The 13,922-nt window shown below is 61.7% G+C and carries 17 protein-coding genes; 11 read left to right on the top strand and 6 right to left on the bottom strand.

The window, feature by feature from the left end:
* Positions 1–55: 55 nt before the first annotated feature.
* Both NKK47_RS06485 and NKK47_RS06480 read left to right on the top strand, forming a co-directional pair.
* Positions 56–550 (top strand): NUDIX domain-containing protein, encoded by a 495-nt coding sequence (locus NKK47_RS06485; protein ID WP_352456460.1) that lies wholly within the window; start codon positions 56–58, stop codon positions 548–550.
* Between the two features lie 91 nt (positions 551–641).
* Positions 642–1,115: a hypothetical protein gene (locus tag NKK47_RS06480; RefSeq protein ID WP_352456423.1), complete on the top strand. Its 474-nt coding sequence runs from the start codon at positions 642–644 to the stop codon at positions 1,113–1,115.
* A 10-nt stretch (positions 1,116–1,125) separates the two neighbouring features.
* On the opposite strand, the gene NKK47_RS06475 is transcribed toward NKK47_RS06480, so the two are convergent.
* A complete protein-coding gene (locus tag NKK47_RS06475; protein ID WP_352575720.1) occupies positions 1,126–2,115 on the bottom strand; it encodes a glutathione S-transferase family protein in 990 nt (329 codons plus the stop codon).
* Positions 2,116–2,395: 280 nt separating this feature from the next.
* On the opposite strand from NKK47_RS06475, the gene NKK47_RS06470 reads away from it, so the two are divergent.
* From NKK47_RS06470 to NKK47_RS06455, 4 genes are all read left to right on the top strand, one after another.
* A complete protein-coding gene (locus NKK47_RS06470; protein WP_352575718.1) occupies positions 2,396–2,950 on the top strand; it encodes a GNAT family N-acetyltransferase in 555 nt (184 codons plus the stop codon).
* A gap of 63 nt (positions 2,951–3,013) precedes the next feature.
* Positions 3,014–3,775 carry an SDR family NAD(P)-dependent oxidoreductase gene (locus NKK47_RS06465; protein ID WP_352575716.1) on the top strand — a complete coding sequence of 254 codons (762 nt, stop codon included), beginning with the start codon at positions 3,014–3,016 and terminating at the stop codon, positions 3,773–3,775.
* Positions 3,776–3,791: 16 nt separating this feature from the next.
* Positions 3,792–4,553, top strand: a complete 762-nt coding sequence (locus tag NKK47_RS06460) for a HugZ family pyridoxamine 5'-phosphate oxidase (protein ID WP_352575714.1) — start codon at positions 3,792–3,794, stop codon at positions 4,551–4,553.
* Positions 4,554–4,726: 173 nt separating this feature from the next.
* On the top strand, positions 4,727–5,065 hold the full coding sequence (locus tag NKK47_RS06455; protein WP_023679553.1) for an ArsR/SmtB family transcription factor: 339 nt from the start codon (positions 4,727–4,729) through the stop codon (positions 5,063–5,065).
* Positions 5,066–5,153: 88 nt separating this feature from the next.
* On the opposite strand, the gene NKK47_RS06450 is transcribed toward NKK47_RS06455, so the two are convergent.
* Positions 5,154–6,158: a L,D-transpeptidase gene (locus NKK47_RS06450; RefSeq protein ID WP_352575712.1), complete on the bottom strand. Its 1,005-nt coding sequence runs from the start codon at positions 6,156–6,158 to the stop codon at positions 5,154–5,156.
* Between the two features lie 313 nt (positions 6,159–6,471).
* Here NKK47_RS06450 and NKK47_RS06445 point away from each other — a divergent pair, with 313 nt between their 5' ends.
* On the top strand, positions 6,472–7,269 hold the full coding sequence (locus NKK47_RS06445; protein WP_352575710.1) for a TrmH family RNA methyltransferase: 798 nt from the start codon (positions 6,472–6,474) through the stop codon (positions 7,267–7,269).
* 33 nt (positions 7,270–7,302) lie between these two features.
* Here NKK47_RS06445 and NKK47_RS06440 read toward each other — a convergent pair whose 3' ends face one another.
* Together NKK47_RS06440 and NKK47_RS06435 are read right to left on the bottom strand one after the other, a co-directional pair.
* Entirely contained in the window at positions 7,303–8,466 is a 1,164-nt protein-coding gene (locus NKK47_RS06440) for a coiled-coil domain-containing protein (RefSeq protein WP_352575709.1), read from the bottom strand.
* A 147-nt stretch (positions 8,467–8,613) separates the two neighbouring features.
* Positions 8,614–9,195 carry a DUF1134 domain-containing protein gene (locus tag NKK47_RS06435; RefSeq protein ID WP_023679557.1) on the bottom strand — a complete coding sequence of 194 codons (582 nt, stop codon included), beginning with the start codon at positions 9,193–9,195 and terminating at the stop codon, positions 8,614–8,616.
* A 339-nt stretch (positions 9,196–9,534) separates the two neighbouring features.
* Between NKK47_RS06435 and chpT the strand changes: the two genes are divergently transcribed.
* Together chpT and NKK47_RS06425 are read left to right on the top strand one after the other, a co-directional pair.
* Positions 9,535–10,164: a histidine phosphotransferase ChpT gene (gene chpT / locus NKK47_RS06430; protein WP_023679558.1), complete on the top strand. Its 630-nt coding sequence runs from the start codon at positions 9,535–9,537 to the stop codon at positions 10,162–10,164.
* Positions 10,165–10,402: 238 nt separating this feature from the next.
* Positions 10,403–10,771 carry a response regulator gene (locus NKK47_RS06425; protein ID WP_023679559.1) on the top strand — a complete coding sequence of 123 codons (369 nt, stop codon included), beginning with the start codon at positions 10,403–10,405 and terminating at the stop codon, positions 10,769–10,771.
* 104 nt (positions 10,772–10,875) lie between these two features.
* Here NKK47_RS06425 and ctrA read toward each other — a convergent pair whose 3' ends face one another.
* Positions 10,876–11,571 (bottom strand): response regulator transcription factor CtrA, encoded by a 696-nt coding sequence (ctrA, locus tag NKK47_RS06420; protein WP_006203583.1) that lies wholly within the window; start codon positions 11,569–11,571, stop codon positions 10,876–10,878.
* Between the two features lie 451 nt (positions 11,572–12,022).
* Here ctrA and NKK47_RS06415 point away from each other — a divergent pair, with 451 nt between their 5' ends.
* The gene (locus tag NKK47_RS06415) at positions 12,023–12,400 is read left to right on the top strand and encodes a flagellar export protein FliJ (RefSeq protein WP_023719275.1); all 378 of its coding nucleotides are present in this window, start codon (positions 12,023–12,025) and stop codon (positions 12,398–12,400) included.
* 60 nt (positions 12,401–12,460) lie between these two features.
* On the opposite strand, the gene NKK47_RS06410 is transcribed toward NKK47_RS06415, so the two are convergent.
* Complete coding sequence (locus tag NKK47_RS06410; protein ID WP_352575707.1) at positions 12,461–12,856, bottom strand: winged helix-turn-helix transcriptional regulator; 396 nt, start codon at positions 12,854–12,856, stop codon at positions 12,461–12,463.
* A 93-nt stretch (positions 12,857–12,949) separates the two neighbouring features.
* Here NKK47_RS06410 and NKK47_RS06405 point away from each other — a divergent pair, with 93 nt between their 5' ends.
* Positions 12,950–13,876, top strand: a complete 927-nt coding sequence (locus tag NKK47_RS06405; RefSeq protein WP_352575705.1) for an NADP-dependent oxidoreductase — start codon at positions 12,950–12,952, stop codon at positions 13,874–13,876.
* Positions 13,877–13,922: the final 46 nt, after the last annotated feature.

Raw genomic sequence — 13,922 nt, 5'->3', positions numbered from 1 at the left:
TTTTCTTCATAGGCGAGCCGCGCGCGGCTTTCCACTCACGGTTTCGCGGACGATGATGCCGGATCCGGAGCAAGCCCTGCGCCAGACCGGCTGGCCGGGCGTCAGGGCAAGGCTGTTTCACCTGTATTTCGTACTGCGGCGGCCGATGACGCTCGGCGTGCGCGGCTTGATCCACGAACGCCCCTCCAATTCCGTCTTCCTCATCCGCCACACCTATGTCCCGGGCTGGCACCTTCCGGGCGGTGGCGTCGAGTTGGGCGAGACGATGATCGAAGCGCTGACGCGCGAACTGTTCGAGGAAGGCAACATCGCGCTGACCGGACCGCCGGTGTTGAAATCCCTGCATTTCAACCACCGCGCCAGCCGGCGCGACCATGTCGGCCTCTATCTGGTCGAGGAGTTCGACCAGCCAGCACCCAAGCTGCCCGACCGCGAGATCGCCGAAGCCGGCTTCTTCCCGCTCGACCGCTTGCCGGTGGGCACGACACCGGCAACTTTGCGGCGGATTGCCGAGGTTTTTGAGGGGAATTCGGCATCGCCTTACTGGTAGATCATCTCTTCAACAGCTTTGGCTGCGTCGGTATAGACCGGCAGCATCCATTGTTCTCAGAGAGATAAATGCTGAGCGATGAGGAGAAAAAATGCAACACAGCCAAAACGATAGATTTAGAATCGCGCTCTATGTATCACTGTACACGGGAATGTATGTGATAACATTTTCTGTGGCAGCCTTAATTTCTACAATAGTTCTTGCGATAGATCCATATATGTTAGCAAAAATTGGAAGATTTATCCAATTCTCAATACAATTAGTTGCGGCATTCGTGACATATTTCGTTTTTATAAAGCGACATGCTCAGCTTTTTACTCGCACTGAATTCTGGAAAATGGTCGGCTTCTCAACCCTGATAGAAATGATTTTGGGAATGGCTGTGCTTCTGCCGTCGGGATTGTTACGCGCAATCCCGCCCCAGACGTCGGTCCTGGCCGTCATGATCGGCGGCATCGTTGCGTTCCTTGCAACGTCGCTCGGCTACTCCAATCGATTTGGAAATACCATATTGAAAGCTGAACTCGTTAGAAGGGCAAAGATGGACTCCGAAACCTTCCGCTAGGTCGCCGGTCTCACGCAGCCTTCCTGAAGCGCGCGCGGTCGTGCGGCGCGGAATAGTCGAGCTCTGGCCCGACCGGCACGATGCGCGTCGGGTTGATCGTCTCGTGGCTGCCGTAATAATGCGACTTGATGTGGTGCAAATTCACCGTGCCGGCGACGCCCGGCACCTGGTAGAGATCGCGCAGGTAATTCGACAGGTTCGGATAGTCGGCGATGCGGCGCAGATTGCACTTGAAATGGCCGACATAGACCGCGTCGAAGCGGACCAGTGTCGTGAACAGCCGCCAGTCCGCCTCGGTGATGCGGCCGCCGATGAGATAGCGCTGCCTTGACAGACGGTCCTCCAGCATGTCGAGCGCCGAGAACAATTCGCCGAACGCCTCCTCGTAGGCTGCCTGCGTGGTGGCGAAGCCGGCACGGTAGACGCCGTTGTTGACCGCGGGATAGACCAGCGCATTGACCGCATCGATCTCGCCGCGCAACGGTTGCGGATAAAAATCGAGCTTGGCATCGCCCCATTCGTCGAAGGCCGAATTGAGCATGCGGATGATCTCGGAGGATTCGTTGGAAACGATGGTCTGCTCGCGTTTGTCCCACAGCACGGGAACGGTGACCCGGCCCGAATAGCCGGGATCGGCCCTGGTGTAGATCTGGTGCAGGAAATCGAGGCCGTAGAGCGTGTCGCCGGTGGCGCCGTCCTCGGCCAGGAACGTCCAGCCGTCGGCGCCCATGAAATGATGGACGACCGAGACGGAAATCACGTCCTCGAGTTTTTTGAGCACGCGAAAGATCAACGTCCGATGCGCCCACGGGCAGGCGAGCGAGACATAGAGGTGGTAGCGGCCGGGCTCGGCCTTGAAGCCGCGTTTTCGCCCTTCGGCCGACGCGCCGTCGCGGGTCACCCAGTCGCGCCACTGCGACTGCGCGCGCACGAATTTGCCGCCGCTCTCCCCGCTATCGTACCGGCGGTCCTGCCATTGGCCTTCGACTAGCAATCCCATGCAATATCCTTTCGCGTTCCTACCCGATGTAGGGCACCAAGCGGCGCCGCGGAAATCCCCGATGCTGAACAGATCGTCAACGGCTGCGTCGTCGAGTGCGGTCGGCTGCGCCGGCCGATTGCGGCGGCTGAAAATTGGTGCTAGCGGACATCCGCATGTTCGACTTTGCCATGATCCGGTTCGACCGACGACGAAAGAGCGCCCGCGCTTGATGAAGCGCTGACTGGCGAACGCTGCCGCTTGCAGCAAACCTTTCCTCGCATACCGGAACGCAAAGACCATGAGCCTTGCCGACTTGAAATACCTGGCCGACGTGAAATACCTGCCGGAAACTCCGGCGCACGATCCTGAAATCGAAGCCATCAATGACGAGGCCTTCGGGCCGGGCCGTTTCGTGCTTGCCGCCTACAAGATCCGCCAAGGTGGCCCGCATGAGCGGGCTTTGTCCTTCGTGGCTGTCGACGGCGCAATCGTCGTCGCCTCGGTCCGGATGACGCGCATCGCCGCCGGTGCCGGCCGCGCGCTGATGCTCGGGCCGCTCGCTGTGCGGCCGGCCTTCAAAAATCTCGGCATCGGCCGCCGGCTGGTGGCAATCGCGCTGGAAGCCGCCGCCAAGGCCGGCGCGCCGGCCGTGACGCTGGTCGGCGACGAACCCTATTACGGCCCGCTCGGCTTCAAAAGGCTCCCGCGCGGGCAGATCTCGATGCCGCGTCCGGTCGACCCCGACCGGCTTTTGGCGCACGAGATCGTGCCGGGCGCGGTGGCGAGGCTGGCGGGCGAGGTTTGCCACGCCGACCAGGCAAGGATTGCCGCGCACATCGCCGCGATGGCGTGACCATGCCGGTGCTGTCGCACGGTGGCTTGGCGGCATAGTCTGGGCACGGAGGAGGACGTCGAGATGAACCCGAACGGCCAGATTGTGATCGTCACCGGTGGCGGCTCCGGCCTTGGCGAGGCGACGGCGCGCGCTCTTGCCGCCGGCGGCGCCAGGGTTGCCGTCCTCGATCTCGGTATCGAGCGTGCGGCCAAGGTGGCGGCTGACATCGGCGGCATCGCCGTCCGATGCGATGTGAGCGACGCCGAGAGCGGTGCCGCCGCAGTCGCGGAAGCGGCAGAGACGCTCGGCGCACCGCGCATCCTGGTCAATTGCGCCGGCATCGTTATCGGCATGAAGACGATCGGCAAGGACGGACCGCATCCGCTCGATCAATACCGCAAGGTGATCGAGGTCAATCTGGTCGGCACCTTCAACATGATTCGCCTGGTTGCCGACCGGATCGCCAGGCTCGAGCCGCTGCAGGGCGGCGAGCGCGGCGTCATTATCAACACCGCGTCGGTCGCGGCCTATGACGGCCAGATCGGTCAGGCCGCCTATTCCGCCTCCAAGGCCGGTGTCGTCGGTATGACGCTGCCGGTGGCGCGCGATCTCGCCCGCTCCGGCATTCGCGTCTGCACCATCGCCCCCGGCATCTTCAGGACGCCGATGATGGCCGGCATGCCGCAGGAGGTGCAGGATTCGCTCGGCGCCGCTGTGCCCTTCCCTTCCCGTTTGGGCGAGCCTTCGGAATACGCGGCACTTGCCTTGCACATCATCGAGAACCAGATGCTCAACGGCGAGACCATTCGCCTCGACGGCGCCATCCGCATGGCGCCGAAATAAATGCGACGGTGATGCCTTGGACGAACCCAGGAAAGACGTGATCCGCGCGACCGATACCGAGGCGATCAGGCTGGCAAAGACGCTGATCCGCAGCGCCCGTTTCGGCGCGTTGGCAGTGCTCGAACCGGGAACCGGTTCGCCGCTGGCCAGCCGGGTCGGCGTCGCCACAGACATCGACGGCACGCCGTTGATCCTGGTATCGATGCTGTCCGCCCATACCGGCGCCATCCTTGCCGACCCGCGCTGCTCGTTGCTCGTCGGCGAACCCGGCAAGGGCGATCCGCTGGCGCATCCGCGATTGACGCTCGTCTGCCGCGCCCTGCGGCTCGAACGCGGCTCGAACGAGCACGCCCGCGCCGAGCGGCGCTACCTCAACCGCAATCCCAAGGCAAAACTCTATGCCGGGCTCGGCGACTTCTCGATCTTCCGGCTCGAACCGGAGCGCGCCAGCCTGAACGGCGGCTTCGGCAAGGCCTATCTGCTCGACCGCACCGATCTGGTCGCGACGGGAGCGATCGTCGAAGAGCTTGCCGCCGGGGAGCAATCGGCGCTCGACCACATGAACGCCGACCATCTCGATGCGATTGCCCTCTACGCAAGTCATTTCGGCGGGGCCGAGAGTGACGGCTGGATCGTCACCGGGTTCGACGCCGACGGGATGGATCTCGTATCGGGCGACAATGTCTGTCGGGTTTTCTTCCCCGAGCCGCTGAGAGCGGCGCGCGACCTCAGGCCTGTCCTGGTCGACATGGCCAAGGCCGCCCGATCGGCAAAATAATCACAGCCGCACGGTTAATCGGCTTGCATGGAAAGCAAGCCTTGAGATTTGAGCGAAATGTTCTACCTTTGCGAGTGACGCTGAATCGCTGGCGTGCATCTATAGGGAAAGTCTATGGAATCCGACGCTATTGCCCCCATAGCGGCGGATGAGCAAGAAGGCATGGGGGATCTATGGTCTCGAACAAACTAGTCGCCAACGCCGGAACCGCGGCTGCGTTTCTGACGCTGATGGGCAACGAAAAACGTTTGTTGATCATGAGCTATCTAGCCGAGGGCGAGATGTCGGTCGGCGCCATAGCCGAGAAGGTGTCGCTCAGCCAATCCGCCCTGTCACAGCATCTGGCCAAGCTGAGGGCTTCCGACCTTGTCGAGACCCGCCGCGACCGGCAAATGATCTATTATTCCTGCAAGTCCGCGGCGGTGCGCGAATTGCTGCACATGCTGGACGGCATTTTCGGCGAAGGTGAACTGTCGCAGATGGCTCACCGGCTGCGTCGCGCCGGGACCTGAGCGGCCGGGCGGAGAACGCCCCGCCAAATCCGCTTTGCTGCCAAGTCCGCCTTGCTGCCAAGTCTGCCTTGCTGCCAAGTCAGCCTTGCTATTGAACGCGCTCGTCGGCGGCCTGCGCAATCTCATCCTTGAACTCGACTTTCGTGCCCGGCTGCACCATCGAGGCAAGGTCTCCGGCATCCCAATTGGTCAACCGGATGCAGCCATGCGAAAAGGTCGTGCCGATCTTGCCCGGTTCGGGCGCGCCGTGGATGCCGTAGCTTTCGATGGAGAGATCGATCCAGACCGATCCCACGGGATTGTTCGGCCCGGCAGCGATGGTGAAGGGCCGCTTGGTCTTGACCCCCTTGAAAGCGAAGTCCGGATCGTAGTGATAGGTAGGGTTGTGCACCACGCGCCTGACCTCCGCCATGCCGCTTGGCGCCGGCTTCTCGTCGCTCCCAATCGAGGCGGGGTAGACCGCCAGCCATTTGCCGGCACGGTCGAGCACACGCACCAGGCGGGCGCCCTTGTCGACCTCGACGGCGGCAACGCCGGCGGGAGGGTCGCCTCTGCCGACATCAGGCACCACCAACGTCCTGCCTGGTTTCCTGAGGCTGGTGCCCGGATTGAGCATTCGCAGCAATTGTTCGCTGACGTGGAAGCGCTCAGCCAACCTCTCCACCGCATTGCGGTAGCCGAGCCGCCGCAAGCGGGCCATCCTCTCCAAGCGGGCGGGAATACGCCGGGTGAACGGTCCACGCACATCCTTGCGCATCACCTCATAGGTCACCAGCACCGGCTTGGCGGAGGTTGCGATGAGGTTGCTCCAGGTCTGTGGATCGAGCTTGCCATCGGGCGGAAGTCCGTTTGCCGCCTGAAACGCGGCGACGGCTTTGGCGAAGTTCTGGGAAAGGCGGCCGTCGATGAGGCCCGGCGAGAAGCGGGCGCGATCCAGAAGGATCTGCGCCTTCAGCAGCATCGGATCGACGCCCTTCGGTTCGCCGATGGTGAATTGGGCCTGATTGACGGTGGCTGGATCGAGCTTGGCCGCGCGAGCCACGCCGCATGCGAGGGCAAGCGTGGCGGCAAAGACGAGGAGGAGCCTGATCATCGATGTCCTCCCAGGACCGCAGCAGGAGCCCGCCTCTATGACGCGGCATGGCCCTGTGTGGTTCCTTCGCCCATCGAAATTCTGCATTGAAGCGGCTTGGCCGAAGAGCCGCGCCGCGGAAGTCAAATATCGCCGTGCCGCCAGGAGGGCCAGGCAGGGCGTCTCCGCCCGGCGCCTAGTGATTGGATTTGACCGTTAGAACGGCGTGCATCCATTTGGACGCTGAGATACGGTCAGAGCTTCGGATCCGGCATCGTGCCTTCCGAATCCGAATCCCGATTCGCGGCCGACGCCAGGGTCCGCCGAGGAAGCCATGAATCCGATCCGCATAGACGACCCGCAGGATCCTCGCGTCGCCGCCTATCTCGACATCCGGGAACGCGATCTTGCCGGCCGGCAGGGCCGTTTCGTCGCCGAAGGCAAGGTGGTGCTCGACACGCTGCTTGCCGCCCGTCGGTTCGAGGCAGAATCGGTGCTGGTGCTCGAGAACCGGCTGGCCGGCCTCGATGACGTCCTGCGCAAGGCGCCTGCCGGGCTTCCGATCTATGTCGCATCCGGCGAAATCATCGACAGGATTGCCGGATTCCACATGCATCGCGGCATATTGGCGATCGGCCGCAAAGGTGCGGCCATCTCCGCTGAGGTCTTGCTCGGCACACTGCCCGCCCGCGCGCTGATCGTGGTGCTGGTCGGCATCGCCAATCATGACAATATGGGCTCGATCTTCCGCAATGCCGCCGCCTTCGGCGCGGATGCCGTGCTTCTCGATCCGACCTGCTGCGATCCGCTGTACCGCAAGGCAATCCGCGTCTCGGTGGGCGCGGCCTTGAAAGTCCCCTTCGCCTGCTTTGCCGATACCGCCGGCTGCACCGCCATGCTCGACCGGCAAGGCTTCAGCCAATTCGCCTTGTCGCCGCGCGGGCAGATCGACATTCGCGATGCCAAGAGAAACGAGCGGCTGGCGCTCTATCTCGGCACCGAGGGCGAAGGCCTGCCGGAAAGCCTGCTTGCCCGCCTGCAGACGCTGCGGATCGGTATGGCGCAAGGTTTCGACAGCCTGAACGTCGCCGCCGCGTCAGCCATCGCGCTGCATTATTTTTCCGGAATTTGAGAGTTGGGCATTTTGCGGCCAAGTGGCGGCATCTCAGTCGGTCGAAGCGGCCTTCTGCAGCGCCCGCACCCGATCGGCAAGGCTGCGTCCGCCTCTCCCCGGCCGCGGATCCTCAGGCGCTGCAAGCGCCCGGGCGATCGGTGAATCCGGCCCGTCGAGCTTTGCCGTCAAGGCCACGACTTGCGCCGCCAGATCGTTCATCTCTTCGCGCAATGCGGCGCTGGCGCTGCCGGTATCGTCTCCGGTCCGCGATTTCGACGTTTCGACGGCAGCAAGGTCTGTCTTCAGCCGTCTGTTTTCGCGTGCCAGCGATGTCAGCCTGGCCTCCAGCCGCTCGCGGTCGGCATCGAGCTTGGCGGTTGTCTGTTCGATGTCGCAGTTAGCGGCCACATTGACCTGACTGCCTGGCACGCCGGCAAGACCCACCGCAGGCGTTCTTTCAGCGCCTTTCGGCTTTTCGCGAAGGCGCACCAGTTCCTTCTCGCGGCGCTCCAGCCTGTCCTCGCGATCGGCCAGCGAGGCGAGCAGGCGTTCGACCTTCTTTTCCAGGTCGCCGGTTCTTTTCTTCTCGGCCTTCAACGCGTCCCGCAAAACCTTGCTTTCGGCTGCCAATTCCTGGCTGCGCCTGTCCGCCTCCTTGCGCTGGCCGCGCAGCAGCGAAATGTCGCTCGCCAGCTTCTGCAGCTCGGACTCGCGCGCCACCAGTTCGATCTGCCGGCTGCTGGATGAAAAACTGGCGTCGTCATACATGTGCTCCAGTTTCCGCAGTTCGAGCCCGCGCTTTTCGAGGGCGCGCTCGGTCTCCGCAAGCCGTTCCGACAGCTGCTGCAGCTGCTCATCGCGCTTGCGAAGCTCCTCGCCCCTGGCTGTAAGATCGGCGACGACCCGGTTCTTGTCCTGTCGCTCGGCCGCCAATTCCTTCAGGGCTTCGCGGTCGCGGCCGATCTCGACCAGCTGTTCGGCGGCCTTCTCGCGCAATGATTTGGCGGTCATTTCAAGCCGGCGCACCGAAACGGCGAACTCGGCGCGAATGCGATCCTTGTCCGCCTGGATCTCGGCCAGCGTCAACGGCATCGAGCCCTCGACGCGCTTGCGCGTCAGCGCCACCGCCCGCCGCCACACGGCCGGAGCAATCATCAGCGCCAGAAAGCCCGCGCAGAGAAAGCCGAGGACAAAGAACAGGATCGACTGGACCAAGATGACTATCCGTTGTGCATGGCAACCGCCAAAGGTCGACTTTGCCATCTTCGCATGACGGAAATCCGGCGCCACGGCAAGAGTATGCCGCGGCAAAGCTCAGACCGTGGGATCACAGCTCCAATCGCAGTGGCGCCATCATGCAGGTCAGAACGGATTCCAGGTCGCGCGTTGGGTGAGCTTGAGGTAGCCGAGATTGACGCCGAGACGGGCGCCGACGCCGGTACGGATCGGCACGAGCAGCACATTGTTGTTCTTCAGCACGTTGAAACCGACGCCGGCGACGACATAGGCGGAGCCGGCGACGCCGCCAAAACGATTATAGAGGCTGCTCACATCGTCGAGATTGTAGACCAGCATCATGACGCGCGAGCCCTCGCCGCCGAAATCCCAGCCGAGCGACGGGCCTTGCCAGAACACTTTGTGGTCGCCGGCATTCTTGGTGTAGAGCGTGCCTTCGCCATAGGTCAGGCCACCGATCAGCGCCCCGGACCCCTCTTCGCCGAGCAGATAGCCGTTCGGCAGGCCATAGGTGGCGAAAATCTTCTCGACGACGGTGGCGAGCCCGCCCGATGTCGCGCCGAAGAATTTATGACCGGAATCGACGATCTCCTGCGCGGTGTATTCCTGCGCCCGCGCGGCCGATGCCGAAAAGGCGACAAGGCCGATGAGCGCGATCGTCATTGAGATGACACGGAAAAAAGTCCGGTCGTAGAATCGGGAAACCATGCTTCCAATCTCCGTCAGGGAGCACTTTCGCCGACGCCTCGCACCCGTACGGCTCTTTGGCGGCCGTTAAGGATGACTGTTAGGGCAAACTATGCCGTAATCCTTTTTCAACCATTAAACTCCCACATGAAGATGGCGGTTCGAAGGCTGTTTTCACATCGCCCGCGCAGCACCCTGCTGCGTGAACACGCCATTTTCGACAATCATGATTTCGGATTTGTTGCTGCACGCACAAGCGCTGTGTATTCAGAATGCTTGGGAGAGAGCGTGATTCGTGTGGACAGGCGGGATCATGATCGCCCGGTCATTGTGTTGTGAAATTTGCAGGGATTTTTGCCGATGGCCGAGCTTTTCACCCTTTCCGCACCCGATCTGGCAGCGCTGCTGTGCAGCCGGGTCTGCCACGACATCATTTCGCCGGTCGGCGCCATAAACAACGGGCTTGAGCTGCTCGACGAAGGCGGCGCCGACGAAGACGCCATGAAGCTGATCCGCCAAAGCGCCAAAAACGCCTCCGCCCGCCTGCAATTCGCCCGCATCGCCTTCGGCGCCGCCGGTTCCGCCGGCATGCTGATCGACACCGGGGACGCCGAGGCCGTGGCCATCGCCTTCCTGAAGAACGAGAAGCCGGAACTGATCTGGAACGGAACCCGCGCACTGTTGCCCAAGAACAAGGTCAAGCTGCTGCTCAATCTCATCCTCGTCGCTAACGCCGCCATTCCGCGCGGCGGCAGGCTGGTGGTCACGCTGGAGAACCTCGAGACCGAGCCGCGCTTTGCGCTCGCGGCGAGCGGCCCGATGCTCCGCGTGCCGCCCAAATTCCTGGAATTGCATTCCGGCCACAGGCCGGAAGAGCCGATCGACGCGCATTCGGTGCAGCCCTATTACACGCTGCTCCTGGCCCGCGAAGCCAACATGACGATTTCGATCCATGCGACCGCCGACGAGATCGTCCTTTCTGCAGTCTGAAGTTCTGCTAAGAGCCGGAAAAGTATTTTCTCCAAATCATATTTGCGGCGTCGTCTTAACATCTGTGAGACCGGCTTGCAGATTAATTGCGTGAAGCATTGCGAAAGAAGATTTCGCTTAAAACACCTTCAGGAAAATTTTACCTAACGGCTTTTCGGCTTCTTTACCAGATCGGCCTATGTTCCCCGGCAGATGCCACGACGCTGTCGGTTTGCCGCATGGCAAAGAGGGTCCGGGAATGAAACGCTGCATGTTCGTCGACAATTCGAGCGTCATCAGGAAGGTTGCAAGGCGTATCCTGGGCGGTTCCGGCATGATGGTGATCGAAGCCGCCAGCGGCCATGAGGCGATCGAGATGTGCGCGGTCGACATGCCTGATATCATCGTCGTCGACGGCGCCTTGCCGGACATGCAGGCGCAGGACCTCATCCGCCGCGTGCGCGCCATGGAAAGCCCGGTAGTGCCGCAGGTTTTGATTTCGCTGGTCGAGGTCGACGTCGGGGCGATCATGCGGGCAAAGCGCGCCGGCGCCCAGGGCTACCTGCTGAAGCCGTTCAACCGGCCGCAACTGCTCGAGTGCTTCCGCGCCTTGAAGATTGCCGCCTGATCAGAGCCTGTTCAATCTCGATGAAATCGGGATGAGCTCTATCTTATTGTTTTACTGCGTTGTTTTCCGAAAAACGGCGCCCACTTTGGGATCATGCCCTCAGTTCAGGCGCTGACCCGGATATCTTCAGGCTCACGCAGCACATAGCCGCGGCCCCAGACGGTCTCGATGTAATTCTGCCCGCCAGACGCGGCGTCGAGCTTCTTGCGCAGCTTGCAGATGAAGACGTCGATGATCTTCAGCTCCGGCTCATCCATGCCGCCATAGAGATGGTTGAGGAACATTTCCTTGGTCAGCGTGGTGCCCTTGCGCAGCGAGAGCAGTTCCAGCATCTGATATTCCTTGCCGGTCAGATGGACGCGCTGGCCACCGACTTCAACGGTCTTGGCGTCGAGATTGACCACCAGGTCGCCGGTGGTGATGACCGACTGGGCATGGCCCTTGGAACGCCGCACGATGGCATGGATGCGGGCGACCAGTTCGTCCTTGTGGAAGGGCTTGGTCATGTAATCGTCGGCGCCGAAGCCGAGGCCGCGCACCTTGTCCTCGATGCCGGCCATGCCGGAGAGGATGAGGATCGGCGTCTTCACCTTGGAAAGGCGGAGTGTTCTCAACACTTCGTAGCCCGACATGTCGGGGAGATTGAGGTCGAGGAGAATGATGTCGTAATCATAAAGCTTGCCTAGATCGACACCCTCTTCACCAAGGTCGGTCGTATAGACATTGAAACTTTCTGATTTCAGCATCAGCTCGATGCTTTGTGCGGTTGCACTGTCGTCTTCTATCAGCAGAACGCGCATTTCATTCCCCTTTTCTGCTGCCGGACCATTTCACGACCCGTCCAGGACCGGAGCAGTGATTGCCCTGAGCAGAGGCTGCCATCGAATGGTTAATAAAACCTAATTCCCCGTCCGTGACGGTATCAGATTTTTTAACCCCTTTCTACACCTTGTTGAATCCAATAACGAATCACAGACCCAAACCGTTAATGCGGCACATTAATAAGCCAGACTAAGTGACTCTTCGGACTCGTTGGCCAGGTTTCGCGATGAGAAGCAGAATTTTTACCCGCCCTTAAGTCCTGAGCCGTATGATTAACAATGCCCGTAAACGAATGGTTACCGCCGGCAAAAAACTTTAGGAGTTTGTTTCCCATAGTTCGGGGAAAGCCGGTGGAAACGGGTCAGGCCTGGGCCTTGCCGGGTGAATTGGAAGATATGTGCAGGTGTGCGTTTCCGGGAGTACCGAATCATGAAGTCACGTGAAAACCTCGTTCGGCTGAAGCAATTTCAGGTGAGCGAGAAGCGGCGGCAGCTGCTGCAGCTCGACATGATGATCGCCGAGTTCGAGCGCATGGCCGTCGAGCTGGAACTTCAGATCGCCGCCGAAGAGAAGAAGGCCGGCATCACCGACATCAATCATTTTGCTTATCCGACCTTCGCCAAGGCGGCACGCCTGCGCCGCGACAACCTCAGGAATTCGCAAAGCGACCTCGCCCAGCAGCGAAATGTCGCCGAATCATTGCTGAGCGAAGCCGAAGCGGAGCTTTCCAAGGCCGAGATGCTGGAATCGCGCGACACCAAGGCGCGCGACACGGAAGCCGGCGGCCGCAGCGCCATGATCGGCTGAACAAGACTTTAACGCGCGTCGCGCTTGCGCGCTATTGCTGCGCACCGAACTGTGCCCGCCTCAGGCATCCAGATCTTCTTGCTGTTCCGCCACCCGTGCGCGCGCATTTTTGATGTCGGGCACATGCTGCTCCGACCAGGCTCTGATCTGATCGAGCAGTCCTGCCAGGTTCTGGCCGAGTTCCGTCAGCTCGTATTCGACCCGCGGTGGAATGACCGGGAAGATTTCGCGCCGCACAAGGCCGTCGCGTTCGAGGATACGCAGCGTCTGCGTCAGCATTTTCGGCGTGACGCCTTCGAGCTTGCGCGCCAGTTCGCCGTTGCGAAGCCGGCCGCGGCGCAACGCACAGATCACCAGGTGGACCCATTTGCTGGCGAGCGTCTCGAGCACGGCGTGTGACGGGCACGAACGCCGAAAGGCGTCATAGCCGAAAGGGGAAACATCTTCACTATCCATGAGATGCGTATATATCAAAAAGGTACATACTAGACAAGAGAATGTAACTATCCAAGTGATAGTGGCACATCAAAACCAGCAGGAGAGCCTTCCATGCGTGCCATTATCCAGAATTCCTTCGGCGGACCCGACGTCCTCGTCATTGCCGATCGCCCCGCGCCATCACCCGAGGCCGGCGAAGTGCTCGTCCGCATCGAGGCGGCCGGCATCAATCCGGTCGATGGTGCGGCGCGCGGCGGCCACTATCCGCTGCTCGGCGAGCCGCCTTTTGTCCTTGGCTGGGACGTTTCGGGAGTTGTCGAGGCGCTGGGCTCCGGCGTCTCCGGCCTCAAGGTCGGCGATGCCGTGTTCGGCATGACGCGCTTTCCCAAACAGGCGGCAGCCTACGCCGAACTCGCCGCTGTCCCGGCTGATGAGCTTGCGCCGAAACCTGAAGGCATAGATCACGCGCAAGCCGCCGCGCTGCCGCTGGCCGGCCTGACGGCCTGGCAAGGCCTTGTCCGCCATGGCCGGCTCGATTCTGGCAAGCGCGTGCTGATCCACGCCGGAGCCGGCGGCGTCGGCCATCTGGCGGTGCAGATCGCCAAGGCGCACGGCGCTTACGTCGTCGCGACCGCCAGCCCGGAAAAGCTCGATTTCGTCCGCTCGCTCGGCGCTGACGAGGTGATCGACTACACAAGGGATGATTTCACCGGGAAGGCCCGCGACATCGATCTGGTTCTCGACCCGTTCGGCGGCGTGCATGCGGAGCAATCACTGAAAGTGCTCACGGCCGGCGGCGTTCTGGTGTCGCTGCTCGATGTCAGCGATGCCACCAAGGCAAAGGCCAGGACGCGAGGCATCCGCGTCGAGCGCATGTCCGTAGTGCCCGACCGTGCCGCTCTGGTGGGGCTCGGCAAATTGATCGACGCGAAAAAGCTGGCCGTCCACGTGGCAAAGGCGTTTCCGCTCGAACAGGCCGGTGCCGCCCATGCCTTTCTCGCCACCAGGCCGATCGGCAAGGTGGTGCTGACGGTCTGAAATTGCAGATCGTCGCCCCTCGCAAACGTAAGGGCGCTGATCAGCG

The organism is Mesorhizobium sp. M0019 (assembly GCF_040323975.1).
Classification (GTDB): Bacteria; Pseudomonadota; Alphaproteobacteria; order Rhizobiales; family Rhizobiaceae; genus Mesorhizobium.
The sequence above is the reverse complement of the archived record's forward strand: the minus strand, read 5'-3'. Positions and strand labels throughout refer to the sequence as shown.

Coding starts and splice junctions, on each gene's coding strand:
- NKK47_RS06485 (WP_352456460.1), top strand. CDS start 56: ATGCCGGATCCGGAGCAAGCCCTGCGCCAGACCGGCTGGCCGGGCGTC.
- NKK47_RS06480 (WP_352456423.1), top strand. CDS start 642: ATGCAACACAGCCAAAACGATAGATTTAGAATCGCGCTCTATGTATCA.
- NKK47_RS06475 (WP_352575720.1), bottom strand. CDS start 2,115: ATGGGATTGCTAGTCGAAGGCCAATGGCAGGACCGCCGGTACGATAGC.
- NKK47_RS06470 (WP_352575718.1), top strand. CDS start 2,396: ATGAGCCTTGCCGACTTGAAATACCTGGCCGACGTGAAATACCTGCCG.
- NKK47_RS06465 (WP_352575716.1), top strand. CDS start 3,014: ATGAACCCGAACGGCCAGATTGTGATCGTCACCGGTGGCGGCTCCGGC.
- NKK47_RS06455 (WP_023679553.1), top strand. CDS start 4,727: ATGGTCTCGAACAAACTAGTCGCCAACGCCGGAACCGCGGCTGCGTTT.
- NKK47_RS06450 (WP_352575712.1), bottom strand. CDS start 6,158: ATGATCAGGCTCCTCCTCGTCTTTGCCGCCACGCTTGCCCTCGCATGC.
- NKK47_RS06445 (WP_352575710.1), top strand. CDS start 6,472: ATGAATCCGATCCGCATAGACGACCCGCAGGATCCTCGCGTCGCCGCC.
- NKK47_RS06435 (WP_023679557.1), bottom strand. CDS start 9,195: ATGGTTTCCCGATTCTACGACCGGACTTTTTTCCGTGTCATCTCAATG.
- chpT (WP_023679558.1), top strand. CDS start 9,535: ATGGCCGAGCTTTTCACCCTTTCCGCACCCGATCTGGCAGCGCTGCTG.
- NKK47_RS06425 (WP_023679559.1), top strand. CDS start 10,403: ATGAAACGCTGCATGTTCGTCGACAATTCGAGCGTCATCAGGAAGGTT.
- ctrA (WP_006203583.1), bottom strand. CDS start 11,571: ATGCGCGTTCTGCTGATAGAAGACGACAGTGCAACCGCACAAAGCATC.
- NKK47_RS06415 (WP_023719275.1), top strand. CDS start 12,023: ATGAAGTCACGTGAAAACCTCGTTCGGCTGAAGCAATTTCAGGTGAGC.
- NKK47_RS06410 (WP_352575707.1), bottom strand. CDS start 12,856: ATGGATAGTGAAGATGTTTCCCCTTTCGGCTATGACGCCTTTCGGCGT.
- NKK47_RS06405 (WP_352575705.1), top strand. CDS start 12,950: ATGCGTGCCATTATCCAGAATTCCTTCGGCGGACCCGACGTCCTCGTC.